Here is a 26,243-nt window from a genome sequence, read left to right as displayed (position 1 = left end):
CTGGCCTTGGCCTGTCCTGAGCCTGTCGAAGGGCCAGGCCGCAGGCGCAGCGCCCCGTTATGTGAGGAAAGGGGCAGCGCAACGCCACAGGCTCGCGAAGCGGGAAGCGTGGGGGCCAACATCCTCCTGACATCACGTTGTCAGTAGCCCCCCAGCATCATCAAGGCTTCTTCAACACACAAGGAGCCTCCCATGAAAAACGCCGTCACCTGGTTTGAAATCCCCAGCACCCAACTGGACAAAGCCCAGGCCTTTTACGAAGCCGTGCTCGAATGCAAGATGCGCCGCGAGCCCATGGGCCCGTCCGAAGGTGCGGTGTTTCCCTATGAGCGCGAGGAGGGTGTGGGCGGCGCCCTGTTGGCCGGTCCTACCGCGCCGGCGCCGGCATCGGGCGGCACGCTGGTCTACCTGGACGCCTCGCCCTCGCTGGACGCCGCGCTGGCCCGTGCCGTCAAGGCCGGCGGCAAGGTTGCGCTGCCGCGCCAGGCATTGCCGCCGGGCCTGGGATTTTTCGCCCACATCACCGACCTGGACGGCAACCGCGTCGGCCTGCACGCCCTCGCATGAAGCGCAGGAACTGGATAGCCGTCGCCAGCGCCGAGCATGCCCGGCGCGGGTGCGCGACGCCTGACACCGGCTACATGCAGGTCTGCCACGGCAAAAGCGCGCCGCTCAAGCGCATGTCGGCCGGCGACCGTGTGGTTTACTACTCGCCTGCGCTGACCATGGGCGGCAAGAACAAACTCCAGCGTTTTGTGTCCATAGGCCTGGTGCGGGCCGGCGAGCCTTACGCCTTCGACATGGGCGGCGGTTTTATGCCCTTTCGCCGCGACGTGGCCTATGTGGCCGCGCAGGAAGCGTCCATACTGCCGCTACTCGACGATTTCGAGTTTGTGGAAGACCGCCAGCGCTGGGGCTATAAATTCCGTTTCGGCCTGTTCGACATCAGCGATCACGACATGCGGCTGATCGCGCAGGCCATGCGGGCTGATGGCGCGATGCTGGGCTTTTAGGGCGTCCGGCCCTCAAGCCTGAAGCGCGTAATCCGTGGGGAGGGCGGTGGTGTGCTTGACCACCTCCATCACAAAGCCTGAACTCACGTCCTGCAGTTCGGCGACCTTGATCAGGCGCTTGTACACGCTGTCGTAACCGGCAATGTCGGGTACCACCACCTTGAGCAGGTAGTCGATGTCTCCAGTCATCCGGTGGACCTCCACCACCTCGCGGATCGCAACGATGCCTTTGATGAAACGCTGGGTCCAGGCATCGTTGTGCAGGCTTGCGCGGATGCTCACAAAAGCGGTCAGGCCCAGGTTGAGCTTGACCGGGTCGCACAAGGTGACCTGCTGTTTGATCACGCCTTCGTCGCGCAGCTTCTGGATTCGCCGCCAGCAGGGGGTTGGTGAAAGGCCGACTTCCTGCGCCAGCTCGTTGAGCCCCATCGAAGCGTCCTGTTGCAGTAAGTCCAGAATTCGAACGTCTTTTTTGTCCATACAGCCAAATTATTAGAAAATAATTCTAATTATGAGGAGATTTCTGGTTGCATTTGCAAGTTATTTTCCGGCCTGCGGGMCTATGATTCCTGGCAGATATTGATCACGCGGGTACTGCAAACCCGAAGACACACGGATACGGCCATGGAAAAAATTCTTCATCTCTTCAAGGATCACCCCGACTCCGTCGGGGAGAGTTATTTCGAGCACATGTCCGCTTCCTTTTCATTTGCCGTCCCGCTGCTGTCGGCCGCCATCGCTGCGTTTATCCACGGCCTTTTCCCCTTCTTTTTCGTCAAGACGGGAAGCAGCATCATCACCCGCCTGCATGAGCGCATGGTCGTCAATCGGGCGCGTCACCAGGAAGCCCGGAAATAGCGGCGTGCGTACAGCGCAGATCTTGCGCCTGCCCCAACGCAGCAACAGTTAGCCGCGGCAGCCCCTCAGGCCAGCTCGCGGTAAAACACCGTCGTGCCCACCAGCCCGCCGCGCGGCAGCAGCGCATAGCCGGGAATCACGCCGACGCGCTGCCAGCCCAGGCGCTGGTACAGGCGCTCGCCGTTGTCGCCGGTCACGGTGTCCAGCACCAGCAAGGTCTTGCCGCAGTCGCGCGCCATGCTTTCGGCGGCGCGCATCAAGGCCTCACCCAGGCCCTGGCGGCGGCAGCGGCGGTGCACCAGCATCTTGGCCAGGTCGGCGCGGTGCGGCTGGTTCTCGGGCTGGGCCAGCACCAGCTGCACCGTGCCGCAAATGCCTTGGCCATCCTCGGCCACCAGCAGCGCGCGTTCGCCCGTCGCCACGCCGTCGGCCACGCCGCGCCAGAAGCCCTCTGCGCGGTCGCGTGAAAGCGGATGCATAAAACTCACCGAGGCATCGCCTTCCACGCAGTCGACCAGTACATCGACGAGTCCGGCAACCTGGGCCTCATTGACGTCATGCAGGCGCCGCAGCGACCAGGCGGCGATGTTGGTTGTCGTATTCATGGGCGTTCAGTGGCGATCACCACCGCATAGCGTGCGGGTTTCCGCGTGGGGTTGTGGAACATCGTGGGCTGGTCCAGCTGCATGGCCAGGCAGTCGCCTTCGCGCAGCGCGTGGCGCGTGTTGCCTACGGTGATGTCGATGGCGCCCTGGAGCACCCACACCTGCTGGTGCACACGCGCATCGCGTGCGCCGGTCTCAAAGGCCACGCGCCCACCCGGCGGGAAATGGACTTCGACAATCTGCATGGGCTGCGGCACGCCGGGCGGCGAGATATTGCGCCGCAAATAGCCCGAGGCCGGGTCCTGCCATTGAACCTGGTCGGCATGGCGCGCAACAGGGCTGATGGGGCTGGCGGGCGCCTGCGCAGCGGGCGCGTCAAACAGCGAAGCCAGCATCACACCCAGGCCGGTGGCCAGCCTTTCCAGCACCACGGCGGTGGGGCTGCTCTCGCCGCGCTCGATCAGCGAAATCATGGAGCGGCTCACGCCGCTTTTGGCGGCCAGCGCCTCCAGCGACAAGCCTTTGGCGGCGCGCAGTTCGCTTACACGTTCGGCGATGCGCTGGTTGAGGCCGGAGGAAAGTTCTGTCATGATGGAATTTATTTTCCATCATATTGGATGTGCTGTCCAATCCCCAGTTTTTTTGAAGGCTAGGCCGGCATCGGAGGCCGCCCAGGCTGGAAGCACTGAGGCCGCTCGTCGAAAGCCAGCCAGCCCGACTGGTCGCACAGGCGTTGCACCAAAGCCGAATAGTCGGCGCGCAGCGAGCAGCGCATGCTCAAGGTGCCTTCGGAGGCAGGCAACTGGAATTCGACCCAGCCTTCGTCGGCCTGCATTCGGCCGGTCTGCTCGTCCTCGTCCCAGCTAATGGCGGGAAGCATGCGCGAGAGTGCAGTCCGCACCGCGTCGGCGTCGACCAGTGGACGCACCGTGGCCTCGCTCAACTCATCGCAGGCCAGAGGCAGCCGTGTGGGTTCGAAAAAGAAGTAGCTGTAGGCCATGGAAATTCAGACGGGCTTGCACGCGACGGCGAAATCCACGTGGTAGTGCTCGTCATGGCGAACCCAGGGTTTGCCTTTCATGAAGTTCAGGTTTTCCTTCAGGTAGGCGCCGCGTGGCGTGGCAAACAACTTGGGCAGGAAGGGCGCATCAAAGATGACCAGCGCAATGCCGACCCCGCGCGCCTTCGCGGCCAGGTGCAACTGGTACAGGTGCTCGGCAATGGCGGGGAAGTCGATGCTGTATTCGCCATACCGAGCGTCGGCATTGAACTCGATGTCGTAGCCCAGGCGATTGCCAATGCCGGTCGGAAGAGGCACGGACTTTCCTTGCGCATCGCGGACCGGCACAAAAAAATCAACCGACAGACCGTTCTGGTGTGTGCGGTGCGGCCGGAAGCGCCCGCCCGAGGGCCAGCCGGTCTCGCCATAGACATAAGTGGTGGAGGGGTTGGAACCATGGAGTGCCGCATAAGAGGCGGTGATGATGTCCGCGACCTTGGCATGCACATGCGTGCGGCCTGCGGTGGCGGCCAGGCTGCTGTAGGCCGAGAAGTTGGGGCCGCTGACGGGCAGCTTGACGCTGCCCTCGATACGTCCTTGGCTGACCGTGCCGAAGCACTGACTGTCGGCGGCAAGAACTTGGGCCGACAGGCCCACAAGGACTGCGGCGATCAGTGAAGCAAACTTTTTCATCGGTATCGATTCCAGTACCTTTCACTATAGCCAGGCAGCCAGAAGGGAGGCGGCCCGGCTGGGCAACTGCGCTGCAGGTTCCTTGATCATGCTCCCCTATCATCTACCACCATGCGCCGCGCCGACCGCCTCTTCCACCTCGTACAGCTGATCCGCGGCCGCCGCCTGAGCACGGCCGAGTTCCTGGCCAAGCGGCTCGAGGTGTCCGAGCGCACGATTTACCGCGACGTGGCCGACCTGCAGCACCAGGGCGTGCCGATTGAGGGCGAGGCCGGTGTGGGTTACCGGCTGGGCGCGGGTTTTGATTTGCCGCCCTTGATGTTCACGCAAAAGGAGGCCAATGCGCTGGCCGCTTCGGTACGGCTGGCCCAGGCCTGGCTGGACCCGGCCATGGCGGGTGACGCGGAAGCGGCCTGGAGCAAGATCTTTTCGGTGCTGCCGCCCACGGCACGTACGGCGGCCGAAGGTGTGCCGCTGTATGCGGTGGTGATCAATCCCGATGAGGCGACGCAGCGCAGCCTGCAGCGGCTGCGCGAGGCGGTGCATGCGCGTTGCAAGGTGAAGGTGCGTTACCGCGACGCATCCGGCAGTGAAAGCCGGCGCGTGCTCTGGCCGCTGGGTTGTTTTTACTGGGGCAGCGTCTGGACGCTGGGCGCCTGGTGTGAAGCCCGGCAGGACTTTCGCAGCTTTCGGGTGGACCGCATGGCTGGGATCGAGGTGCTGGATGAGCGTGTGGGGCATGAGGCAGGCCGCACGCTCGCGGATTATTTGCGGGCCGTCAAAGCCGGCCCCAAACCTCCCTGAGGCACTGCCCGGAGTGCCTCGACCTCAGGCTGCGAGGGCTGCCTCAATATCCTTGGCCAGGTCGGCCGGCTTGTCGGTGGGGGCGTAGCGCCGGATCACCTTGCCGTCCTTGCCGACCAGGAACTTGGTGAAATTCCACTTGATCGCCTTGATGCCGAGCATGCCGGGTGCTTCGGCCGACAGCCATTGGTAGAGCGGGTGCGCGCTTGGCCCGTTGACATCGATCTTCGACATCATGGGGAAACTCACACCGTAGTTAACCTGGCAGAACTGGGCAATCTCGTCGTCGTTGCCGGGGTCCTGCGATAGAAACTGGTTGCTGGGAAAGCCCAGCACCGCCAGGCCTTTGCCCGCGTACTGCTTGTGCAGCTCTTCAAGGCCGCCGAACTGCGGCGTGAAGCCGCACTTGCTGGCGGTGTTGACGATCAGCATGACCTTGCCCTTGAACCCGTCCAGGGAAATGTCCTTGCCGGTGATGTCCTTGGCCTGGAACTCGTAAACCGTTTTTTCTGCGCTCATCGTTGCCTCCTGTGTGAACCGCTATTGAAACATGATGCAATTTCCCGCCAGGCCGCCCCAAGTGAAATTAGACCCCTCTTCTTGTGCAAGGGGCAGCGCATCGCCGTAGGCTCGCGCAGCGAAAGGCATGGGGGCTCTATGACTTCAATGCGATTTTGCGCCTTCCGGCCCCGAAGCGGATGGCGCGGTGGCTGCCAGCACGGCGGCCAGCACAATCAGGCCGCCGCCCAGCAGGATGCGTGGCGTGATGTCCGCCGCGCCGAGCAAAGCCGCCGACAGGCTGGCGAACAGGATTTCAGTGAGCATGACAATGGAGGTCGTGCTGCCGGGCAGGCGCGCGGCGCCATACTGCAGGCCGGCATTGCTGGCCATGAAGGCCAGGCTGAGCGCCAGCACCATCGGGATGCCCGCGGCCGCCAGCGCGGGCCCGGGCACCAGCATCTGCGACATGCCGGCCAGGGCCGCGCCGGTCGCCATCAGCCCGCTGCCGCCGAACATGGCGAGCATGCGGGACTCGCTGGGCGTGTGCCGGTATTTGCGCAGCACGGCGTTGGTGACGGCGAAGCTGAAACCGCCCATGATGGCCAGCCAGTCGGCCCAGCCCTGGGGCAGGGGCCAGGGCGAGTCCGGCGACTTCAGCACAATCAGCACGCCGGCCATGGCCAGAAGCAGGCGCAGCAGTGAAGCGGCCGTCGGCCGTTCGCCCAGCATGACCCAGGCCACCAGCACGGCCCATGCGGGCATCAGGTAGAACAGCAGCACCACGCGCACCACGTCGCCGACGGTCACGGCCCAGTTGAAGCCGACGTTGGTCAGGCCCGAGGCGGCCGCCAGGAACCACAGTTCGGGGTGCGCAAAAAAGCCGCGCCAGGCTTGGGGCCTGACCACGGTGAGGCCGGTCACGACAATCAGGTAGACGAGGGCAGTGGCCCACAAGGGGTGCAGGCCGTGGCCCTGCAACTGGCGGAACGGCCACCAGGAACAGCCCCAGATAAAGGCGTTGAGGACCAAAGCCGCGGCGGCTGCCGGTGCGGCCGGAAATCCCCCGGCCCCTGTTGCCTTCTCGCCAGGCCGCATCAGTGCGATTTATCGCTGCGGGCGATGGCCAGCAGGTGGTCGACCTGCTCCTTGTGTTTGACAAGGTTGCTTTTGTGCCAGCGCTGGATCAGCCACATGAAGCCGGCCACCACCACGCCGAAGGCGGTGATCGCGCCGAAGGCCGACAGGCCCATGCCGGTGGACAGGCTGTAGAAAGCGCCCAGGCTCAGGATGCAGGCCTGCTCGTTGAAGTTCTGCACCGCGATGGAGCGGCCCGCGCCCATGAGGTTGTGGCCGCGGTGCTGCAGCAGCGCGTTCATGGGCACGACCAGGAAGCCGCCCAGGCCGCCCAGCAGGATCAGGAAGGGCGCGGCCACCCAGACGCTGCCGATGAAATTCATCAGCACGACCAGCACGCCCATGGCGATGCCCAGCGGCATCACGCTGGTGGCCTGGTCCAGGCGCATGCGCATGGAGGCCAGCACGGCGCCGACGGCAGTGCCTATGGCCACCACGCCGACCAGCGAGGAAGCTTGCGAGGTGCTGTAGCCCAGGGCCGCGGCGCTCCAGGCCAGCACGATGTAGCGCAGGTTGCCGGAAACGCCCCAGAACAGAGTGGTGGTGGCCAGCGATATCTGGCCCAGCTTGTCGCGCCACAGCGCCGAATTGCAGTTCCAGAAATCGGGCAGCAGCTCCAGCTTGTTGCGCGGCATGGGCCGCATCTCGACGCCGGTGTCGGGGATGCGCGTGTTGAACCAGGCCGCGATGACGTAAAGAAGGATCAGCACGGCGATGGCCGCTTCGGGGGCCGTGTCGATGCCGGTGTCGAAAACCGGGAAGTCGAACGACAGCAGCAGGGTGGACACTGTGTGGCCAACCAGCTGGCCGCCCAGCAGCACGCCAAGGATGATGGAGGAAATCGTCAACCCCTCGATCCAGCCGTTGGCCTTCACGAGTTGCGAGGCCGGCAGCAGCTCGGTGAGGATGCCGTACTTGGCGGGCGAATAAGCGGCTGCGCCCAGCCCGACGATGGCATAGGCCAGCAGCGGGTGCGAGCCGAACAGCATCATGAGGCAGCCGACCACCTTGATCGCATTGCTCACGAACATGACATTGCCCTTGGGCCGCGCATCGGCGAAAGCGCCCACAAAAGGCGCGAGCACGACGTAAAACAAGGCAAACATGGGCACCAGCGCCGCCGGCTGCCACTTGGGCGCGCCGCTGGTCTTGAGGAGCTCGACGGCGGCCACAAACAGCGCGTTATCAGCCAGCGAGCTGAAAAACTGGGCCGCCATGATGGTGTAAAAACCGCGCTTCATTAAACTGTTGTGGTCATTGCGGCACTGCATCAGCCGATCTGATGCTGCAAGATATGGGTGAATGTCTCCAGACGATTCCGGTTTATAGCATGGGGGGCGGTGTCAGAATCCAGAAAGACCCTGTAAGCCGTTCACGGCCGGACGGGGCCGCTGAGCCCTCTGCCCCCACACCAACACTTTCTCCGCGCCATGCCACGCCCCATTCTTGCCACCATCCACACTGCCGCGCTCTCACACAACCTCGCCCGCGCACGCGCCGCCGCGCCCGACGCGAAAGTCTGGGCCGTCGTCAAGGCCAACGCCTACGGCCACGGCATTGAGCGTGTCTTCGACGCCCTGCGCAGCGCCGACGGTTTCGCGCTGCTGGACCTGGCCGAGGCGCAGCGCCTGCGCGCGCTCGACTGGCGCGGCCCCATCCTGCTGCTGGAGGGCTGTTTTGACGCGCGCGACCTGGAGCTGTGCTCGCGCCTGGGCCTGTGGCACTCAATTCACTGCAATGAGCAGATCGACATGCTGGCCGCCCACAAGACGCAGCTGCCGCACCGCGTGTTCCTCAAGATGAACTCGGGCATGAACCGCCTGGGCTTTCCGCCCGAGCGCTACCGCGCCGCCTGGACGCGCCTCAATGCACTGCCGCAGGTTGAGGAAATCACGCTGATGACGCACTTCTCCGATGCCGACGGTCCCAAGGGCATCAGCGCGGCGCTGCAGGCCTTCGACGCCGTCACGCACGACCTGCCCGGCGAGCGCACGCTGAGCAACAGCGCCGCCACGCTGCGCCATGGCGACACGCTGGCCGGGCGCTCGGACTGGGTGCGGCCCGGCATCCTGGTCTATGGCAGCGCGCCCGACTTTCCCGAGCACACGGCAGCCGGATGGGGCCTGCAGCCCACCATGACGCTCGCATCCAAAATCATCGGCGTGCAGGAGCTCAAGGCCGGCGACACCGTGGGTTATGGTTCCAGCTTCACCGCCGACGGCCCGCTGCGCATAGGCATCGTCGCCTGCGGTTATGCCGACGGCTATCCGCGTCACTGCAGCACCGGCACCCCCGTGCTGGTGAACGGCGTGCGCGCCCGCATGGTGGGCCGCGTCAGCATGGACATGATCACGGTAGACCTCACGCCCGTGCCCGGCGCAGGCATGGGCAGCGAAGTCACCCTGTGGGGCCGCTCGGCCAGCGGCGCGCAGTTGCCGATTGACGAAGTGGCGCAGGCCGGCGGCACCGTGGGCTATGAGCTGATGTGCGCGCTTGCGCAGCGCGTGCCCGTGCAGGTCGAATGAAAAACCTCTCCAACTGGCGCTCGGTCCGCGTGCTCGAGGGCCGGCTGGAGCGCGAGCTGCGCCAGCGCCACAGCCTCCGGCTGCACGGCGTCTGCATCGGCTTCCTGACCCTGGGGATGATGTGGGCGGTGTCCCACCTGCAGATGGTGATGGGCGTGGACTCGCTGGCGCTGCGCTACCTCGTCACCCTGGGCGCCGGCTACCTCGCCTACCTGTTGGTTTTGCGCGGCTGGGCCGCCATCCTGGTTCGCCGCGACGGGCCGGGCGTGCCGGATGGCAGCGGGCTGGACCTGGGCGATCTCCCCGGTAATCTGCCTTCGGGCGTGAGGCTGCCGACGATCCATTCCGGGCAGGGCGGTGATTTCGGCGGTGGCGGTGCGAGCGGCGATTTTGGCGGTGCGTCCGACGCGGGCAGCGCACTGGGTGACATGGCCAGTGGTGCAGTGGACGTCTTAGGTGGTGCGGACGACGGCGCCGTGGTGGTCATCCCGGTCGTGGCGATCTTTCTGATCGGCGCGGCTGTGTTTTTCGGCGCCGGGGCTTTGCTGCTGCTCTTCTTCGGCTGGGAAGTTTTGCTGACGGTCGCCATCGAACTGGCTTTTTCTTATGTCTCGGCCCGCGCGGCGGTGCGCGTGGTGCGGGAGGGCTGGATTTCGGCCGCCGTGCGCCTGACCTGGAAGCCCATGTTGGGTGCGCTGGTGTGCGGCGTATTGCTGGGCGCTGCGATAGACCACTTCATTCCCACGGCCAACTCGCTACCGCAGGCAATCAAGCTGATCAGCCACCAGGGCCGGCGCTGAGAGGGGCGGGCAATTCTTTCATCCTTTTTTCAATCAAGGGGAGGTGTCATGGCATCGGAAGAACTGGAATACGCGGGTTTCTGGATTCGCGTCCTGGTGTCCATCATCGACACCCTGCTGCTCGGCATCGTGGTGTACCCGCTGCTCACGGCAATTTACGGCGACGCCTACTGGGAGGGCACGGATTTCGTCCACGGCCCGCTGGATTTCCTGATCTCCTGGGTGCTGCCCGCGATCGCGGTGCTGGCCTTCTGGATGGCGCGGCAGGCAACGCCCGGAAAAATGGCGATTGCCGCGCGCATAGTTGACGCCGACACAGGCAACAACCCGAGCACCGGTCAGCTGCTGATCCGTTACCTCGGCTACTTTGTTTCCAGCATCCCGCTGGGCCTGGGCATCTTCTGGGTGGCTTTTGATTCGCGCAAGCAGGGCTGGCACGACAAGATGGCCGGCACGGTAGTAGTGCGCAAAAAATCCGGAACCACCCGGCCCGTGGAATTCAATGCCTGATCATCCATGACTGTTGCCATCACGACCCGCCCCATCCGCAAATCGGACTTCGCCGCCTGGCTTCCGCTGTGGGCCGGCTACAACCGCTTTTATGGCCGCTCCGGCCCGACCGCGCTGGCGGACGAGATCACCGCCATGACCTGGTCGCGTTTCTTCGATTCTTATGAGCCGGTGCACGCGCTGGTCGCCGAATCCGGGGATGGCGAACTCGTGGGGCTCACGCACTACCTGTATCACCGCAGCACGACGCGCATCGTTCCGGTTTGCTACCTGCAGGATTTGTTCACCGCCGAATCGGTGCGCGGCCGCGGTGTGGGCAAGGCCTTGATCGAGGCCGTCTACGAACAAGCCAAAGCGGCGGGCTGCGACCGGGTGTACTGGCAAACCCACGAAACCAACACCACGGCCATGCGGCTGTATGACCAGGTGGCCGACAAATCCGGCTTTGTGGTTTACGCCAAGGCCTTGTAGCGGGCTGTGCTCTTTACTGCGGCGTGATTTTTGCGCCGGTCAGCTTTTCCTGCGCCTTCACGAGCGCCGGAACAAACTCCTTGCCGTAGCCCAGCGCGCTGGCGGTCACCAGGCTCTGGTGCACGGCCTCGCCGACCATAGACGGCACCTTGACCATCTCGGCCAGGTGGGTGTAGTAACGCAAGTCCTTGCGCGCGTTGTCGAGCTCGAACTTGAGGCCGGCAAAATCGCCGCCCAGGGTCTTGGCCATGGCCTGGAACAGGCCCGAGTTCACCGCGCCGGCTGACACCACGTCGACCAGTTTTTGCGGCTCAATGCCGGCCAGCGCGCCCACGGCGAAGGCTTCGGCGGTGGCCGTGCAGATGGCCTGGGCAACGAAGTTGTTGAGCAGCTTGACCACATGGCCGGCGCTGGGGCCGCCCACGTGGAAGATGTTTTCGCAGTAAGCCGCCAGCACCGGGCGGATCCTGTCGAACACCGCCTGTTCGGCGCCCACCATGGTGTTGAGCTTGCCGAGCTCGGCCTCCACCGGCGTGCGCGCCAGCGGCGCGTCCACCAGGGTGGCGCCGTGCTGCGCGCACAAAGCGGCCAGGCGGCGGGTGGACTCGGGCTCGCTGGTCGAAGTGTCGATCACGACCAGGCCGGACCTGGCCTTGGACAGCACGCCGTTGGGGCCCAGCAAGGTTTCTTCTACCTGGGGCGAGCCGGTCACGCAAATCACGACGGCGTCGCAGGTGCCGAGTTCGGCCGGGCCGAACGCCTGTTTGGCGCCCGCGGCCAGCAGGTCGGCGACGCGCTCCCTGTTGCGATGCACGGTCAGGCTGAGGGTGAAGCCTTTGGCCAGCAGGTTGCGCGCGATGCCGTGGCCCATCATGCCCGATGCGCCTATGACGCCAATGTGTTTCATGCTGTCTCCTGAAAAAGTGTTGGTGAAAAGGGTGAAGAAGAGCGGTTCAGTACAGGCCTTTGACCCGCGCCTGCAAGCGCGCCAGGCCCAGCAGGGCGTTGGTGGAGGGCGTGGGCACAGCCGTCAGCTCCCCCAGCTCGCGCACGGCGCTTACCAGCGCGTCGAGCTCGACAGGCTTGCCGGCCTCCACGTCCTGCAGCATGGAGGTCTTGAAGGCGCCCAGCTTGCGTGTGATGACGTGGCGTTCCTCGGGGGTCTGGTTGATAGGGATGCCGATGCGCGCGCCGATTTCCTTGGCCTCCAGCATGATGCTGTGGGTAAAGGCGGTCACCAGTTCATCGTCGAGCACGCGGTCCATGGTTGCGCCGGTCAGCGCGCTGATCGGGTTGGCGGTCATATTGCCCCAGAGTTTGAACCAGATGTCCTTCTGGATCTGGTCCGACACCGGGGCTTCGAAGCCGGCTTTTTCGAGCAGCGCGGCAAGCTGCAGTACGCGGGCCGTTTTGTCGCCGGAGGGCTCGCCGATGATGAGCTTGTTGCCGAAGTGATGGTGCACCTGCCCGGGCTCATCGAGCGAGCAGCTGGCATGCACCACGCAGCCGACGATGTGCCGCGCGGGAATCGCCTCGGCGATCTCGCCCGACGGGTCCACCGAACTGAGTCGTTTGCCGGCCAGCGCGCCGCCAAAGCCCTGCAAAAACCACCAGGGCACGCCGTTCATGGCGGTCAGCACGAGGGTGTCGGGGCCCAGCAGCGGCGCGATCTGCCGCGCGACCTCGGGCAGCGAGGGCGCCTTGACGGCCAGGACCACCATGTCCTGCACACCGAGTTCGGCCGGCACGGCGCTGGAGGCCACGGCCTGCGACGTGACCTTGCCGTCCTGGTTGAGCCGCAGGCCGTGCAGCTGCAGGGCCTCGAGCGTGCCGCCACGCGCCACCACGCTGACGCTGCAGCCGGCACGCGCCAGCCCCATGCCTATCCAGCCGCCTATGGCGCCTGCGCCGTAAATACAGACTTTCATCCGTTGCCGTCCTGTTTGAATAACTACTCGGTCATCCTACAAGCCGTTCGCCCTGAGCTTGTCGAAGGGCATGGTCGTACGAGGCAAGGCTTCGACAGGCTCAGCCCGAACGGTGTCGCGACTGAATAACTAGGTTTTTAGACAAATTGGGCTGTTGCCCGTGCGGTCCACGGGAGAAACAGTCCTTGATCGATAAAGAATGGTTTTTTAGCCTTCCGGTGTGAAACCCACAGCTTTCACCAGCGGGCCCCAGAGCTCGGTGTCGGCCTTGAGCATGGCGGCGAGCTGGGCCGGCGAGGTGGGCGCCGGCTCCAGGAAGGACACAGCCAAGCCGTCGATCACTTCCTGCGAGGCCAGCGCGCCGCGTATGCCGGCGTTCAGGCGCTGCACCACGTCCTGTGGCGCCTTGGCCGGCAGGAAAAAACCGAACCATTCGGTGAAGGCCATGTCCTTGAAGCCTTGTTCCACCAGCGTGGGCGTGTTCGGCGTGAACTTGCTGCGCTTGGGGCCGCTGGTGGAGAGCAACCGGCATTTGCCGGCCGCCACGTGCTGGGTGAATTCGCCGGTCGGGCCCGATACGGCGGCGATCTGCCCGCCCACCATGTCCAGCACCGCGGGCTGGGTGCCGCGGAAGGCCACGTGGCGCAGGTCCACGTTCGCGGCACGGCCCAGCAAGGCGCCTATGAAATGCGGCGAAGAGCCCGCCGCCGGCGAGCCGAAGTTGGCCTGGCCGGGGTTGGCCTTGCACCAGGCGAGGAAGTCGGGCACGGTCTTCACGTTGGCCGGCACCATGGGGCCGACGGCAAAGCCGTAGTCAAAAATCGCCGCGGCCGAGACCGGGGTCAGGTCGGCCACCGGGTCGTAGGGGAGTTTTTTGTAGGTGTGCGGATAGATGCCCAGCATGGACATGGGCGTGAGCAGCACCGTCGTGCCGTCGGGTGCGGCCGTCTTGACGAACTGCACGGCGATCTGCCCGCCCGCGCCGGTCTTGTTTTCAACCACCGCGCTTTTGGCATAGCCGGGATGCAGCTTGTCGGCCACGCGGCGCGAGACGATGTCGGCGGTGCCGCCGGGCGCGAAGCCGGCGATGACCTTGGTGCTGTCAAGGGCCTGGGCCCAGGCCTGTCGGCCTATGCCGGCCAGCAGGGCGGCGGCGCTGGAAGACTGTATGAGCTGGCGGCGCGAGATGTTCATGTGTCGTGTCCTCAGAAAAGCGGTGGGCCGGGTCGGCGGGCGCGCGAAAAAAAGCTATTGTCTGTGCAAGCGCGCATTCGTGCATGCCTGGCGGAATGGAGATGCGGCATGGCAAGCTGCGCGACGCGCCTCGCGTAGTCCAGCATCATGGCTAAAACTCAAAGCCTGGTTATTTATACAGTAACATCTTGCATGGCCAAAGACAAAACGATTTACACCTGCACCGAGTGCGGTGGCACCAGTCCCAAGTGGCTGGGCAAATGCCCGCACTGCAACGCCTGGAACACCCTGGTCGAATCGGCCGCCGAAAGCGGCGCGCCGGCCAAAAACCGCTACAGCAGCCAGTTCCAGTCCCTGGCCAAGGCCTCCGACGTGACCGCCCTGTCCGACATCGAAGCCACCGACATGGAGCGCACGCCCACCGGCCATGAAGAGCTGGACCGCGTGCTGGGCGGCGGTATCGTCGAGGGCGGCGTGGTGCTGATTGGCGGCGACCCCGGCATCGGCAAATCCACCCTGCTGCTGCAGGCGCTCGATTCGCTGCAGCGCGCCGGGCTCAACACCCTTTACGTCACCGGTGAAGAGAGCGGCGCGCAGGTCGCGCTGCGTTCACGCCGGCTGGGGCTGGACGGCTCGCAAGTCAAGGTGCTGGCCGAGATCCAGCTTGAAAAAATCCTCGCCACGCTGGAAGCCACCCAGCCGGCGATCGCCGTGATCGACTCCATCCAGACCGTGTATTCCGACCAGCTGACCTCCGCGCCCGGCTCGGTCGCGCAGGTGCGCGAATGCGCCGCGCACCTCACGCGCGCGGCCAAGTCCAGCGGCGTGTGCATTGTGCTGGTGGGCCATGTGACCAAAGAGGGCGCGCTGGCCGGCCCGCGCGTGCTCGAGCACATGGTGGATACCGTGCTCTACTTTGAAGGCGACACGCATTCGAGTTTTCGCCTGGTGCGCGCCATCAAGAACCGCTTCGGCGCGGTCAACGAGATCGGCGTGTTCGCCATGACCGAAAAAGGACTCAAGGGTGTGGCCAATCCGAGCGCCATCTTTTTGAGCCAGCACAGCGAGCCTGTGCCCGGCAGCTGCGTGCTGGTGACGCTGGAAGGCACGCGTCCCATGCTGGTCGAAATCCAGGCGCTGGTCGACAACGGCGGGCCCAGCCCGCGGCGCCTTTCGGTGGGCCTGGACCGCGACCGCCTGGCCATGCTGCTGGCCGTGCTGCACCGCCATGCGGGCGTGGCCTGCATGGACCAGGACGTGTTCGTCAATGCCGTGGGCGGCGTGCGCATCAGCGAACCGGCCGCCGACCTGTCCGTGATGCTGGCCATCACTTCGTCGTTGCGCGGCAGGCCCTTGCCCAAGGGCTTTATCGCATTCGGCGAAGTGGGCCTCGCCGGCGAGGTGCGGCCGGCCCCGCGCGGCCAGGAGCGCCTGAAGGAAGCCGCCAAGCTGGGTTTCAGCGTGGCCGTGGTGCCCAAGGCCAACGCGCCCAAGAAGCCCATTGAGGGCCTGACCATCCACGCGGTGGAGCGCGTGGAAGAGGCGATGAACGTGGTGCGCGGCCTGGGCTGAGGCGTTGCACAATCAGTGCCATGAAACTCGCCGCCATCTCCGACATCCACGGCAACCTGCCGGCGCTTCAGGCCGTGCTGGCCGACATCGAGCGGCAGGGTGTGGACCAGGTGGTGAACCTGGGGGACATCCTGAGCGGGCCGCTGCAGCCCGCCGAAACGGCCGAGCTGCTGATGGCGCGCAACTTCACCACGATTCGCGGCAACCACGAACGGCAGGTGCTGGCGCTGATCGATCAGGGCCAGTACCTGGACCCCCTGAGCACCGATGGCTATACGGCCGCCCAGCTGGGATCGGTGCACCTGGCGTGGATACGCTCGCTGCCCGAAAGCCTGGTGCTGGCCGGCGGCGACATCCTGCTGTGCCACGGCACGCCGCACAGCGACCTGATTTATTGGCTGGAAACCACGGTGCCGGGTTTTGCCGGTGCGGGCGCGGGCCATGCCACCGGCATACGCCCGGCCACGGCGAATGAGGTGCGGGAGCGCCTGGGCGCCACAGCGCAGTCCGGGCATTCGCTGGTCCTGTGCGGCCACACCCACGTGCCGCGCATGGCGCAGTGCGGCGACGTGCTCATCGTCAACCCCGGCAGCGTCGGCTTGCAAGCCTATGACGATGAACACCCGCATCCGCATGTGGTGGAAAACGGTGCGTCGCACGCGCGCTATGCGATCGCCGAAAAAACCGGCTCGGGCTGGCGGGTCGATTTGCGCGCCGTGCCCTATGACCACCTGGCGCAGTCGCGCGTCGCCGAGGCCCGCGGGCGCGGCGACTGGGCGTACGCACTGGCCACGGGCTGGGCGGCGCGCGCGGGCTGATTTCCCCGGTTTTGCGGCTGGCCTGGCTGCTACGCAGTCCCCGCAGCCGGCGGGGACCGCCGGCCTGCGAAAATAGCGCGATGAACTTCCAGAAAATCCTTGTTCCCGTGGCCGGCGTCGCGGCCGTTGTGTTGGGTTACCGCTTTTACGGCTGGGCCGGTGTGGCCGCGGTAGCCGGTGGTCTGGTCATGTGGGTGCTGCTGCATTTCAGCCGCATGATGCAGGTGCTCAAACGCGCGGCCAACCGGCCCATCGGCTACGTCGACAGCGCGGTCATGCTCAACGCCAAGCTCAAACCGGGCATGTCGCTGCTGCACGTGGTGGCCATGACGCGGGCGCTTGGACAGCTGCTCACCCCCAAGGACGAGCAGCCCGAGATCTTCCGTTGGACGGACGCCGGTGAGTCGCATGTGACTTGCACGTTCGTGGGCGGCAAACTGTCGCACCATGAGCTTTTCCGGCCCGCGCCGGACGTGGCGGCGCCCGCCCCGTAAAATCCGTCATTCAGGTCTTTTGGCGGCGCGCGGCGTGCGCCCACCCACCTGCTTACCCCGCATCACCCCATATAGAACAGGATTCCATCATGTCCCCAGTAGCACCCTCCATGGCAGACCGCGACGGCAAAATCTGGATGGACGGCCAGATGGTCGACTGGCGCGACGCCAAGATCCATGTGCTGAGCCACACCCTGCATTACGGCTGCGGCGCCTTCGAAGGCGTGCGCGCCTACAACGCGGCCGGCGGCACGGCGGTTTTCCGGCTTGAAGAGCACACCGAGCGCCTCTTCAACAGCGCCAAGATCCTGCGCATGAAGATTCCCTTTACCCAGGAAGAGGTCAACGAGGCCACGAAAGCCGTGGTGCGCGAAAACAAACTGGAGTCCTGCTACATTCGCCCGCTGACCTGGATCGGCTCGCAAAAGCTGGGCGTCAGCCCCAAGGGCAACCAGATCCACCTGATGGTCGCGGCCTGGGCCTGGGGCGCCTACCTCGGTGAAGAAGGCTTGAAGCGCGGCATCCGCGTCAAGACCTCCAGCTACACCCGCCACCACGTCAACATCACCATGACGCAGGCCAAGGCGGTCAGCAACTACACCAACTCCATCCTCGCCAACATGGAAGCGCTGGACGACGGCTACGATGAAGCGCTGCTGCTCGACGCCTCGGGCTTTGTCAGCGAAGGCGCGGGCGAGAACATCTTTGTGGTCAAGGGCGGCGTGGTCTACACGCCCGACCTCTCGGCCGGTGCGCTCAACGGCATCACGCGCAACACCATCCTGCACATCTGCAAGGACCTGGGCCTGGAGCTGGTGCAAAAGCGCATCACGCGCGACGAGGTCTACATCTGCGACGAAGCCTTTTTCACCGGCACGGCCGCCGAAGTCACACCGATTCGCGAACTCGACCGCATCCAGATCGGCGCCGGCTCGCGTGGCCCCATCACCGAAAAAATCCAGACCGCCTTCTTTGACATCGTCAACGGCCGCAATCCGAAATACGCCCATTGGCTGGCCAAGGTCTGAAGCACGGACTCGCTTACTGAAAGCCCGAATATGAGCACCCCCACGACAACCTCTCATTCATCCGCTGTCGAACTTCTGGCCTCCGACCTGAACGCCCAGGGCGGTGTCTACTGCCCCAGCCCCAAGGCCGACATGAAAATCTGGAACAGCCATCCCAAGGTTTACCTGGACGTGGCGCGCACCGGCGAAGCGAAATGCCCCTATTGCGGGACCGTCTACAAATTGAAAGACGGCGAGCATTTCGGTGGTGGCCACTAAAAACGCCCTCGTCATTGCGCCGCAGTGGATAGGCGACGCGGTGATGACGGAACCCTTGCTGCGCCGCTTGCATGCGCGCGGCGAACGCCTCACGGTGGGGGCCTTGCCCTGGGTCGCGCCGGTTTACCGTGCCATGCCGCAGGTGGCCGAGGTCATTGAGTTCCCTTTTGCGCACGGCGGCCTGCAGTTCCGCGAACGCCGCGCGATCGCCAAACGCATTGAAGGCCGTTTCGACAAAGCCTATGTGTTGCCCAACTCGCTGAAAAGCGCGCTGCTGCCTTTTCTGGCGAGCATTCCAGAGCGCATCGGTTACTTCGGCGAGGCCCGCGTGGGCCTGCTCACGCACCGGCTCAAGAACCCGAAGAACAAGCCGCCCATGGTGGCGTTTTATTCGGCCCTGAGCGGGGGAGCAGATCTCGACAAGGACAAACCGCAGTTGCAGATGGCGCCTGCCGAGGTCGACCAGACGCTGGCCGACCTCGGCTTGCGGCGCGGCGGCTACTACGTGTTCGCGCCGGGCGCTGAGTATGGACCCGCCAAACGCTGGCCGGCCGGTTATTTTTCAGAACTGGCCGCCACACTGGACCTGCCTGTTGTGCTGCTGGGCTCGGGCAAGGAAGCGGCGCTGTGCGAAGAAATCGCCGCGCCCGTCAACGCGGTGCAAGCCGGCAAGTGCCTGAACTTCGCGGGCAAGACCTCGCTGGTGCAGGCGCTGTGCCTGATCGCCGCCTGCAAATCCACCATCAGCAACGACTCGGGCCTGATGCATGTGGCGGCGGCTTTCGGCGTGCCGCAGGTCGCGATTTTCGGTTCGTCCAGCCCGCTGCACACGCCGCCGCTCAGCGACAAGGCAGCCGTGCTGTGGCTCAAGGCCGACGCGGCTTACCAACCGCCGCTGGACTGCGCGCCCTGCTTTGAACGCGAATGCCCGCTGGGCCATACGCGCTGCCTGAACGACATCGCGCCCGGGCGGGTGCTGGCGGCGCTGGCCTCGGCGTCCTAGGCCGGAAAAGCCGACAGGGGCGCAAAGCCCGGCTTGCCCTGCGTCGGCGTGCGCGCCACGTTCATGACCCAGCACACCATCACAAAGTAGCCGACCAGGCTCACCAACTCGACCACGCCTTGCTCACCAAACGTTTTGACGGCAGCGGCATAGGTGGCATCGCTGCAGCCGTGCTGGCGCAGTACCTCAAAGCTCAAATCCAGCGCGACGGCTTCGTCGTCGGCCATGCCGCGGGGCTGCCGGCCTTCGGCGATCGCGTCCACCGTGGCCTGCGCCACGCCTGCAGCCACCGCCAGGGGTGCATGCATCAGCCACTCGAACTGGTTGGCGGTGTGGCGGGCCGCGACGCAGGTGCAGAGTTCGCGGATGCGCGCATCCAGCGTGCTTTCAAAACGCAGGTAGGCGCCCATGTCGCCGACGCGGCCCATGAGCTGCGGGCTGCGCAGCAGGGGGATGAAGGGGCCGAACACGGCCTTGCGCGGTCCGGCAATGATGGCATCGGCGGCTTCGCGCTGCGCCGGCGTCATGGCATCGCGCGGCATCAGCGGCATGCGGTCTTCGGTGGACGGGAAAAATCCCTGGGGGACGTTGGCGGGCTGGGGCGCGGCGGCGGTGCTCATGGCGTGTGTCCTGTGGTGAGGGGAGGCGCCTAGGGTATCAAAGCCGCCGCCTTCCCGTGGGCAGGCAAAAAAAAGGCCACCTTGCGGTGGCCTGTTGAAAGTTCTCCTGGAAGGGAGAACGTCGTTGGGAGATCAATAAAAATGCTTCACCGACGCTTGGTTCTTATTTCCCTGTTTCCCTCGATTTGTGGGTGTTGTGACAGCAACGTCCGCAACTGTCGGCGATTGCGCAGGGTTTGACCATTCTCCAAATAGAGGAGGGCAGCGGATTTTTCTCGATCAGACGGGAGTTTCGTGACTTATTTCACGCCGCCGGCTGGGCCATGGTGTGCGCCACGGGCAGCTCAACGATGAAGGAGGCGCCGCCGCCGGGGCGTGCCTCGCAGCGCACATTGCCGCCATGGCGCTGGCTGATGGACTTGACCAGCGCCAGGCCCAGGCCCACGCCGCCTTCGCGCTCGCTGGCGCCGGGCAGGCGGTAGAAGGGCTCGAAGATGCGCTCGCGCTGGCCGGCCGGAACGCCCGGGCCGCGGTCGTGCACCTTGACCACGGCCAGCTGCTTGGCGCCTACGCGGGTCTGCGCGAGCTCGAGGTTGATCTCGCCGGTGCTATAGCGCCTGGCGTTCTCCAGCAGGTTGCGGATCAGCCGGCGCAAGAGGCGCGGCGAGCCCTGCACGGTCAGGCTGTGGCTGGCGGCGTCCAGCCCCAGGCCGGCGGCCGGCTGGTTGCCGAGCTCCGCGCTGAGCTCGGCGTTGACGCGCGCGCATTCCTCGGCCGCCAGGCCTGTGAGGTCCAGGCTTTCGAAAGGCTCTGCGTCGGCCTGCTTGGCGTCAAGCCGGCTGGCCAGCAGAATTTCGTCGATCAGCTGGTCGAGTTCGGTGATGCTGCGGGAGATTTCCTTGCGCTGGGGTGAGGCCGCATCCGTGCCCATAAGCTCCAGCCCCATGCGTATGCGCGCCAGCGGTGAGCGCAGCTCGTGCGACGCATTGGCCAGCAGCGACTTGTGCGATTCCATCAGGGTCTCGATGCGCTCGGCCGCGTGGTTGAAGCGCCGGGCCAGGAAAGCCACTTCGTCCGTGCCTTCGGCATTGACGCGGGCCGACAGGTCGCCGGCGCCCCAGCGCTCCACGCCGCGCTGCAGGGCTTCGAGCCGCTGCGTCAGCCGGCGCATGACAGGGTAGGCACCCAGCGCCACGGCCAGGCCGACCAGGCCCAGCATCCAGCCAAAGCCGAAACCAAAAGGTGGGCGCATCCAGGGGTTGCTGCCGGGCGGCCGCTTGGGCCGGGGCAGCAGCAGGTTCAGGGTCTGGCCGTCTTTGGTCGTGACGTCAAACTCCAGGTCGTCGCCGAGCTTACGGTCGGGCCGGGTCTGCGCCGTGCCTATGACTTCGCCCTTGTCGTTGTGCACCAGCACTTCGCGTATGGGCAGTTGCGGCGGGTCGGCGCTCAGGCGCCAGGCCGCGCCGACCAGGAAGGTCAGCACGACCACGGTGGCGACAACCGCAAGCCATATGCGCACATAGAGGTGCGACGTAAACCTAGTCCACATATGGAACTCCTATAAATCCAATTTTCGGGCGCATGGCGTCGTTGCGCGGTGCTCGGAATCCTCATGCACCGAAGTGCATTCCGGTGTCCTGCGCTCCGGGCGCCTCGCCCTGCATCCCGACAATTGCATTTCTAGAAGCTCCATAGCCATTTCCTTTTTTTCAGTCCTGCTGCTTGGCGAACACATAACCCACGCCGCGCACGGTGAGTATGCGTTTGGGGTCCTTGGCGTCGGCCTCGATGGCGCTGCGGATGCGGCCCATGTGCACGTCGATGGAGCGGTCGAAGGCCTCGAGCTCACGGCCGCGCACGGCTTCCATGATCTGGTCGCGGCTCAGCACGCGGCCGGCGCGCTCGGCCAGCGCCACCAGCAGGTCGAACTGGTAGGAGGTGAGTTCGCAGGGACTGCCCGACACCGAGACGGTGCGCGCATCGCGGTCGATTTCAAGCGAGCCGAAGCGCATGACCTTGTGGCCGCCGTTGGCCGCGGCATTGCCGGTTTCACCGCCGCGGCGCAGCACGGCGCGTATGCGTGCCAGCAGTTCGCGCGGCTCGAAGGGCTTGGGCAGGTAGTCGTCGGCGCCGATCTCCAGGCCGACGATGCGGTCCATGGGGTCGCCCTTGGCTGTGAGCATCAGCACGGCAGTGTTGGCGGTCTCGCTGCCCTGGCCCTTGATGCGCCGGCACACTTCCAGGCCGTCCATGTCGGGCAGCATCAGGTCCAGGATGACCAGGTCGGGCGTGTTGCCCTCCAGTGCGGCCAATCCGCTCGCGCCGTCGGCCGCGTGGGTGAAGCCATAGCCCGACTGGCGTAGATATTCGCCCACCATGTTGGCCAGGCGGGCATCGTCTTCGATCATCAGGAGTTGTTGGGTCATGGATGGGTCCTCGGTTGCAGGGTGTGTCCCCCGGGGTGGATCACAATGGGTTTATGCTGCGCCGCACGCAACAATCGCGCTTGAAGCCATCGTAAAGTTAAGGTAAACCGGGTCGGCAGCCTGCCAGCATACTCCGCTGCGCGGGTATCTGGTAGTTGTTTCGCAGCTATCGATTTGATAGCTGTGAATTCCCGCTCTCAGGAGGATTTCGGGGCCTGCAGGCGCGATGCCAGGGCCACCAGCACCAGGACCGGCAGGCCCAGCAAGGCGGTCGCGGTGAAGAAGTTGGTGTAACCGAAAGCGTCCACATATTTGCCCGAATAACCGGCCAGGAATTTCGGCAGCAGCAGCATCATGGAGCTGAACAGGGCGTACTGGGTGGCCGAATAGTTGACGTTGGTCAGGCTGGAGAGGTAGGCGATGAAGGCGGCCGAAGCAATGCCGCTGGAGAGGTTGTCGGCCGAGATCACGAAGATCAGCGCGGTGACGTCGTGGCCGCGCGTGCCCAGCCAGGCGAACAGCAGGTTGCTGGCCGCGCTCAGCACGGCACCCAGCATCAGCACGCGCATCACGCCCAGGCGCATGGCCATGGCGCCGCCGATGAAGGCCCCCACCAGCGTCATGATGACGCCGTAGATCTTGGTGACGGCGGCGACCTCATCCTTGGTGTAGCCCATGTCCACGTAAAACGGGTTGGCCATGATGCCCATGACGACGTCGCTGATGCGGTAGATGGCGATCAGCGCGAGGATCACGATAGCCTGCTTGCCGTACCGCTTGAGGAACTCGGCGAACGGCACGTAAAAGGCATGGTCGAACCAGACGGCGGCCGGCACCAGCCGCGCCGGCAGTGCGATGCGAATACCTGTTTTGGCCAGGCCGATGATGGCCAGCACGTAGACGAGCAGCGGCAACAGGTAGGCACTGAGGGCCAGGTAGTAGGCCAGCAACACCATGCCCGGTGCCGCCAGCAGCAACAGCACGAGGAGGGCGAGCGTCGCAAACAGCACCGCGCCATAGAGGGGAATGCCGGTGGCGGCAAAGCGCGCGCGGGTCGCCGCGGTTTCGGCGTCGCTTTCGGCGCGGGCGCGCTCGGCAGGCTCTGATGAAAACAGCACAGTGATGATGCCCGGCAGCATGGAGAAGGCCATCACCAGGTAGGCGGCTTGCCATGCACCGGGCTGGTAGGCCGCCGCATTGGGGACTTCGGCGCGCGCGGCGATCCATAGCACGCCGGCGCCGGCCCAGATCATGGCGATGCGGTAGCCGGTCTGGTAGGCCGCCGCCAGCGCCGCCTGGCGTTTGGCATCCGCGGATTCGATGCGGAAGGCATCAAGCGCGATGTCCTGCGTGGCCGAGCCGAAGGCCACGGCCAGCGCGCACCACACCATGGGTTGCAGGGACAGCTTCGGGTCGTTCATCGCCATACCGCACAGCGCGCCGATGATGGTGAATTGCGCCAGCAACAACCAGCTCCGGCGGCGGCCCAGCAGGCGGGTGAGTATCGGTATCGGCAGGCGGTCCACCAGCGGCGCCCACACCCATTTGAAGCCATAGGCCAGGCCGATCCAGCTCAAAAATCCGATGGTGGTCCGGTCAATGCCCGCTTCGCGCAGCCAGAAGCTCAGGGTCCCAAAAACCAGCAACAGCGGCAAGCCTGCCGAAAACCCGAGCAGCAGCATGCGCAGTGTGGCGCGCTCGGCGTACACGCGCCAGACGCTGGCCCACGATGGTGCGGCGCTGGGGGATTCGGGAGTGGAGGAGGCGGCGGCCGGAGCCAGGGCGGATGAGGGGGTTTTGTCTGACATGGCCATTTCGATTTGTGACTATTATTCACCCATGTGCTTTTTATGCGATGCCAAACACTCCGCCTGGCCTGGCCGCCGGGCATTTCTGCTGGCCGCTGCCGGTACCGCTGCTGCTGCGGCCACCACGCCGCTGCGCGCACAGGTCGATGTCGGGCCCGCGTCCCAGCTGCGCAACCTGGTGCCTGCCGACGAGATCGAAAGCGCCGCCACCCAGGAATACAGCAAGCTGCTGGCCGAAGCCCGCGCCAAGGGCGCGCTGGCGCCGCAGGGCAATCCGCAGCTGCAGCGGCTGCGCGCCATCGCCGCCAGGCTGGTTCCGCAGACCGCCCAATGGAACGACCGCGCCAGGCAGTGGCGCTGGGAAGTCAACCTGCTGGGCAGCAAGCAGATCAACGCGTTTTGCATGCCGGGCGGCAAGATCGCCTTCTACACCGGCATCCTCGACCAGCTCAAGCTGACAGACGACGAGGCGGCCATGATCATGGGCCACGAAATGGCCCACGCGCTGCGCGAGCACGCGCGCGCGCGCATCGCCAAAAGCCAGGGCACGGGCACCCTGCTGTCCCTGGGCGCGCAATTGCTGGGCTGGGGGCAGGTCGGTGACCTTGCCGCCAGCATTGGCACGCAACTGCTGACGCTGCGTTTCAGCCGTGAGGATGAAACCGATGCCGACCTGGTCGGCCTGGAGCTGGCCGCGCGCGGCGGCTACAACCCACAGGCGGCCGTCAGCTTGTGGGAAAAAATGGGCCAGGCCGGCGGCGGCGCGTCCGGCCCGAGCTTTCTTTCGACCCATCCCTCGGGCCCCGAGCGCATCCAGCAACTTCAGGCCAATGTGCCAAAAGTTCAGGGCCTCTACCAGCGCGCGCGTAGCTGATCTGGCTGGCGTCCCCCGGTGACCGGTTTGACGCAGCGCGCCGCATTTTTGTCGCGAGCCTGGTGGAGGGCTTTTCGCCCGGCGCGCACCCGCATCAACACACGCGAACGCCTGCGCCTGGTGGCGGGTTCGCTGTTCGGCATCTTCCTGACGGGCTTGTTGTGCCATCTGGCCGGCTGGGTGGTGCCCGGCCTGCCTTGGCTGGTGGCGCCGCTGGGGGCCAGTGCGGTGCTGATTTTTGCCGTGCCGGCAAGCCCCATGGCGCAGCCTTGGCCGGTGGTGGGCGGCAACACGCTGTCGGCGCTGGCCGGCATCGCCGGGGTGCACGGCGCGCACCTGCTGGGTTCGCCCGAACTGGCCGCGGCCCTGGCGGTGGCCACGGCGATTGCGCTGATGCTGGCCCTGCGCTGCCTGCACCCACCCGGCGGCGCCACGGCGCTCATGATGGTGCTGGGCGGCATTTCCAGTCCGGTGTTCGCCTTCTATCCCGTGATGCTCAACTCGGTGCTGCTGGTCACGGTCGGCATCCTTTACAACAACGCGACGCGGCGCGCCTATCCGCACACGCAGCTGCCGCCGCGAGACGCTGCCCCCTCGGCTGAAGACAAGCAGCTCGACGCCGACCTCGACGCCGTGCTGGCGCGCTACAACCAGGTGCTGGACGTGAGCCGCGACGACCTCAAGGCGCTGCTGGCCGAAACCCGGCTGCGCGCCTATGACCGCAAGCTCGCCGAAGTGCGCTGCGAAGACATCATGTCGCGCGATCTGGTGACGGTGGAATTCGGCACACCGCTTGAGGAAGCCTGGGCCCTGCTGAGGGAGCGCCGCATCAAGGCGCTGCCGGTGGTGGACCGCAGCTTTCGCATCGCCGGCATCATCACGATGGCGGATTTCATGCGGGCGGCCGACCTGGACCTGTACGAGGGCTTTGACGCCAAGCTCAGGCAGCTGGTGCGCAGCACGCGCAGCGTGTATTCGGACAAGCCCGAGGTCGTGGGGCAGATCATGACCCGCAATGTGCGCGTGGCCGGGCGGCAACGCCGGCTGGTGGAGCTGGTGCCGCTGTTCGGCAGCACGGGCCACCACCACATTCCCATCATTGGGGAGGGCGAGCGGCTGGTCGGCATTATTACCCAGTCGGATCTGGTCGCGGCGCTGGGAAGAGCCGCGGACCCGGCGGCTTGATCAGGCGCACATCGCATGGCCAACGAGGCCTAACGTATTCATATTCCGGCGATATTTTTGCGACCATCGCCCCGTACCAAGCCATTAGATTTAACGAACTCGCGCCAGACGGTTTTGGCGC

31 protein-coding genes are annotated in these 26,243 nt (G+C 65.4%); 16 read left to right on the top strand and 15 right to left on the bottom strand.

The window, feature by feature from the left end; all coding sequences use genetic code 11:
• Positions 1 to 192: 192 nt before the first annotated feature.
• Positions 193 to 567, top strand: a complete 375-nt coding sequence (locus AC1DXS_RS02855) for a VOC family protein (RefSeq protein ID WP_477736068.1) — start codon at positions 193 to 195, stop codon at positions 565 to 567.
• Entirely contained in the window at positions 564 to 1,013 is a 450-nt protein-coding gene (locus AC1DXS_RS02850; RefSeq protein WP_477736067.1) for an EVE domain-containing protein, read from the top strand. Before AC1DXS_RS02855 ends, AC1DXS_RS02850 begins: the two co-directional genes overlap by 4 nt.
• 12 nt (positions 1,014 to 1,025) lie before the next feature.
• Here the strand turns inward: AC1DXS_RS02850 and AC1DXS_RS02845 are convergent, their stop codons facing one another.
• On the bottom strand, positions 1,026 to 1,493 hold the full coding sequence (locus tag AC1DXS_RS02845) for an Lrp/AsnC family transcriptional regulator (RefSeq protein ID WP_477736066.1): 468 nt from the start codon (positions 1,491 to 1,493) through the stop codon (positions 1,026 to 1,028).
• 144 nt (positions 1,494 to 1,637) lie between these two features.
• Between AC1DXS_RS02845 and AC1DXS_RS02840 the strand changes: the two genes are divergently transcribed.
• The gene (locus tag AC1DXS_RS02840; RefSeq protein ID WP_477736065.1) at positions 1,638 to 1,871 is read left to right on the top strand and encodes a DUF6356 family protein; all 234 of its coding nucleotides are present in this window, start codon (positions 1,638 to 1,640) and stop codon (positions 1,869 to 1,871) included.
• 65 nt (positions 1,872 to 1,936) lie between these two features.
• On the opposite strand, the gene AC1DXS_RS02835 is transcribed toward AC1DXS_RS02840, so the two are convergent.
• The 4 genes from AC1DXS_RS02835 to AC1DXS_RS02820 are packed head-to-tail and all read right to left on the bottom strand — an operon-like array spanning position 1,937 to position 4,169.
• Complete coding sequence (locus AC1DXS_RS02835) at positions 1,937 to 2,476, bottom strand: N-acetyltransferase family protein (RefSeq protein WP_477736064.1); 540 nt, start codon at positions 2,474 to 2,476, stop codon at positions 1,937 to 1,939.
• Positions 2,473 to 3,066 carry a helix-turn-helix domain-containing protein gene (locus AC1DXS_RS02830; RefSeq protein ID WP_477736063.1) on the bottom strand — a complete coding sequence of 198 codons (594 nt, stop codon included), beginning with the start codon at positions 3,064 to 3,066 and terminating at the stop codon, positions 2,473 to 2,475. Before AC1DXS_RS02830 ends, AC1DXS_RS02835 begins: the two co-directional genes overlap by 4 nt.
• A gap of 59 nt (positions 3,067 to 3,125) precedes the next feature.
• Positions 3,126 to 3,476, bottom strand: coding sequence for a hypothetical protein (locus AC1DXS_RS02825; protein WP_477736062.1), 351 nt, complete (start codon positions 3,474 to 3,476; stop codon positions 3,126 to 3,128).
• A gap of 6 nt (positions 3,477 to 3,482) precedes the next feature.
• The gene (locus AC1DXS_RS02820; RefSeq protein ID WP_477736061.1) at positions 3,483 to 4,169 is read right to left on the bottom strand and encodes a penicillin-insensitive murein endopeptidase; all 687 of its coding nucleotides are present in this window, start codon (positions 4,167 to 4,169) and stop codon (positions 3,483 to 3,485) included.
• A 111-nt stretch (positions 4,170 to 4,280) separates the two neighbouring features.
• On the opposite strand from AC1DXS_RS02820, the gene AC1DXS_RS02815 reads away from it, so the two are divergent.
• A complete protein-coding gene (locus AC1DXS_RS02815; protein WP_477736060.1) occupies positions 4,281 to 4,973 on the top strand; it encodes a helix-turn-helix transcriptional regulator in 693 nt (230 codons plus the stop codon).
• Between the two features lie 24 nt (positions 4,974 to 4,997).
• Here the strand turns inward: AC1DXS_RS02815 and AC1DXS_RS02810 are convergent, their stop codons facing one another.
• The 3 genes from AC1DXS_RS02810 to lplT all read right to left on the bottom strand — a co-directional run bounded on the left by AC1DXS_RS02810 (position 4,998) and on the right by lplT (position 7,849).
• Complete coding sequence (locus AC1DXS_RS02810; RefSeq protein WP_477736059.1) at positions 4,998 to 5,492, bottom strand: glutathione peroxidase; 495 nt, start codon at positions 5,490 to 5,492, stop codon at positions 4,998 to 5,000.
• A gap of 144 nt (positions 5,493 to 5,636) precedes the next feature.
• Complete coding sequence (locus AC1DXS_RS02805; RefSeq protein ID WP_477736058.1) at positions 5,637 to 6,569, bottom strand: DMT family transporter; 933 nt, start codon at positions 6,567 to 6,569, stop codon at positions 5,637 to 5,639.
• Complete coding sequence (gene lplT, locus AC1DXS_RS02800; RefSeq protein WP_477736057.1) at positions 6,569 to 7,849, bottom strand: lysophospholipid transporter LplT; 1,281 nt, start codon at positions 7,847 to 7,849, stop codon at positions 6,569 to 6,571. Before lplT ends, AC1DXS_RS02805 begins: the two co-directional genes overlap by 1 nt.
• Positions 7,850 to 8,038: 189 nt before the next feature.
• On the opposite strand from lplT, the gene alr reads away from it, so the two are divergent.
• The 4 genes from alr to AC1DXS_RS02780 are packed head-to-tail and all read left to right on the top strand — an operon-like array spanning position 8,039 to position 10,914.
• On the top strand, positions 8,039 to 9,133 hold the full coding sequence (gene alr / locus AC1DXS_RS02795; protein WP_477736056.1) for an alanine racemase: 1,095 nt from the start codon (positions 8,039 to 8,041) through the stop codon (positions 9,131 to 9,133).
• A complete protein-coding gene (locus tag AC1DXS_RS02790) occupies positions 9,130 to 9,933 on the top strand; it encodes a hypothetical protein (protein ID WP_477736055.1) in 804 nt (267 codons plus the stop codon). The genes alr and AC1DXS_RS02790 overlap by 4 nt, the downstream gene beginning before the upstream one ends.
• Before the next feature lie 48 nt (positions 9,934 to 9,981).
• Positions 9,982 to 10,443, top strand: a complete 462-nt coding sequence (locus tag AC1DXS_RS02785) for an RDD family protein (protein ID WP_477736054.1) — start codon at positions 9,982 to 9,984, stop codon at positions 10,441 to 10,443.
• 6 nt (positions 10,444 to 10,449) lie between these two features.
• Positions 10,450 to 10,914 (top strand): N-acetyltransferase family protein, encoded by a 465-nt coding sequence (locus AC1DXS_RS02780; RefSeq protein WP_477736053.1) that lies wholly within the window; start codon positions 10,450 to 10,452, stop codon positions 10,912 to 10,914.
• Between the two features lie 13 nt (positions 10,915 to 10,927).
• Here AC1DXS_RS02780 and AC1DXS_RS02775 read toward each other — a convergent pair whose 3' ends face one another.
• The 3 genes from AC1DXS_RS02775 to AC1DXS_RS02765 form a co-directional block, all read right to left on the bottom strand.
• Positions 10,928 to 11,821 (bottom strand): NAD(P)-dependent oxidoreductase, encoded by an 894-nt coding sequence (locus AC1DXS_RS02775; protein ID WP_477736052.1) that lies wholly within the window; start codon positions 11,819 to 11,821, stop codon positions 10,928 to 10,930.
• 46 nt (positions 11,822 to 11,867) lie between these two features.
• Positions 11,868 to 12,842, bottom strand: coding sequence for a 2-dehydropantoate 2-reductase (locus tag AC1DXS_RS02770; protein WP_477736051.1), 975 nt, complete (start codon positions 12,840 to 12,842; stop codon positions 11,868 to 11,870).
• Between the two features lie 207 nt (positions 12,843 to 13,049).
• The gene (locus tag AC1DXS_RS02765; protein WP_477736050.1) at positions 13,050 to 14,036 is read right to left on the bottom strand and encodes a Bug family tripartite tricarboxylate transporter substrate binding protein; all 987 of its coding nucleotides are present in this window, start codon (positions 14,034 to 14,036) and stop codon (positions 13,050 to 13,052) included.
• A 192-nt stretch (positions 14,037 to 14,228) separates the two neighbouring features.
• Between AC1DXS_RS02765 and radA the strand changes: the two genes are divergently transcribed.
• The 6 genes from radA to waaF all read left to right on the top strand — a co-directional run bounded on the left by radA (position 14,229) and on the right by waaF (position 19,209).
• Positions 14,229 to 15,608: a DNA repair protein RadA gene (gene radA / locus AC1DXS_RS02760; protein WP_477736049.1), complete on the top strand. Its 1,380-nt coding sequence runs from the start codon at positions 14,229 to 14,231 to the stop codon at positions 15,606 to 15,608.
• Positions 15,609 to 15,628: 20 nt separating this feature from the next.
• Positions 15,629 to 16,426, top strand: a complete 798-nt coding sequence (locus tag AC1DXS_RS02755) for a metallophosphoesterase family protein (protein ID WP_477736048.1) — start codon at positions 15,629 to 15,631, stop codon at positions 16,424 to 16,426.
• An 80-nt stretch (positions 16,427 to 16,506) separates the two neighbouring features.
• Positions 16,507 to 16,920 (top strand): glycerate kinase, encoded by a 414-nt coding sequence (locus AC1DXS_RS02750; RefSeq protein ID WP_477736047.1) that lies wholly within the window; start codon positions 16,507 to 16,509, stop codon positions 16,918 to 16,920.
• Positions 16,921 to 17,009: 89 nt separating this feature from the next.
• A complete protein-coding gene (locus tag AC1DXS_RS02745; protein WP_477736046.1) occupies positions 17,010 to 17,948 on the top strand; it encodes a branched-chain amino acid transaminase in 939 nt (312 codons plus the stop codon).
• 30 nt (positions 17,949 to 17,978) lie between these two features.
• Positions 17,979 to 18,206 carry a zinc-finger domain-containing protein gene (locus AC1DXS_RS02740; protein ID WP_477736045.1) on the top strand — a complete coding sequence of 76 codons (228 nt, stop codon included), beginning with the start codon at positions 17,979 to 17,981 and terminating at the stop codon, positions 18,204 to 18,206.
• Positions 18,193 to 19,209: a lipopolysaccharide heptosyltransferase II gene (gene waaF / locus AC1DXS_RS02735; protein WP_477736044.1), complete on the top strand. Its 1,017-nt coding sequence runs from the start codon at positions 18,193 to 18,195 to the stop codon at positions 19,207 to 19,209. Before AC1DXS_RS02740 ends, waaF begins: the two co-directional genes overlap by 14 nt.
• Here waaF and AC1DXS_RS02730 read toward each other — a convergent pair.
• From AC1DXS_RS02730 to AC1DXS_RS02715, 4 genes are all read right to left on the bottom strand, one after another.
• Positions 19,206 to 19,829, bottom strand: coding sequence for a carboxymuconolactone decarboxylase family protein (locus tag AC1DXS_RS02730; protein ID WP_477736043.1), 624 nt, complete (start codon positions 19,827 to 19,829; stop codon positions 19,206 to 19,208). The genes waaF and AC1DXS_RS02730 overlap by 4 nt on opposite strands.
• A gap of 304 nt (positions 19,830 to 20,133) precedes the next feature.
• Positions 20,134 to 21,378, bottom strand: a complete 1,245-nt coding sequence (locus AC1DXS_RS02725; RefSeq protein ID WP_477736042.1) for an ATP-binding protein — start codon at positions 21,376 to 21,378, stop codon at positions 20,134 to 20,136.
• Positions 21,379 to 21,538: 160 nt separating this feature from the next.
• On the bottom strand, positions 21,539 to 22,255 hold the full coding sequence (locus AC1DXS_RS02720; protein ID WP_477736041.1) for a response regulator: 717 nt from the start codon (positions 22,253 to 22,255) through the stop codon (positions 21,539 to 21,541).
• Positions 22,256 to 22,452: 197 nt separating this feature from the next.
• A complete protein-coding gene (locus tag AC1DXS_RS02715) occupies positions 22,453 to 24,069 on the bottom strand; it encodes an AmpG family muropeptide MFS transporter (protein WP_477736040.1) in 1,617 nt (538 codons plus the stop codon).
• Between the two features lie 25 nt (positions 24,070 to 24,094).
• On the opposite strand from AC1DXS_RS02715, the gene AC1DXS_RS02710 reads away from it, so the two are divergent.
• Together AC1DXS_RS02710 and AC1DXS_RS02705 are read left to right on the top strand one after the other, a co-directional pair.
• Positions 24,095 to 24,937: a M48 family metallopeptidase gene (locus AC1DXS_RS02710; RefSeq protein ID WP_477736039.1), complete on the top strand. Its 843-nt coding sequence runs from the start codon at positions 24,095 to 24,097 to the stop codon at positions 24,935 to 24,937.
• A 27-nt stretch (positions 24,938 to 24,964) separates the two neighbouring features.
• A complete protein-coding gene (locus AC1DXS_RS02705) occupies positions 24,965 to 26,122 on the top strand; it encodes an HPP family protein (protein WP_477736150.1) in 1,158 nt (385 codons plus the stop codon).
• Positions 26,123 to 26,243 lie beyond the last annotated feature (121 nt).

It is taken from the genome of Polaromonas sp. P3_B1, from assembly GCF_056402935.1.
This window is presented reverse-complemented; position numbering and strand designations above follow the sequence as displayed.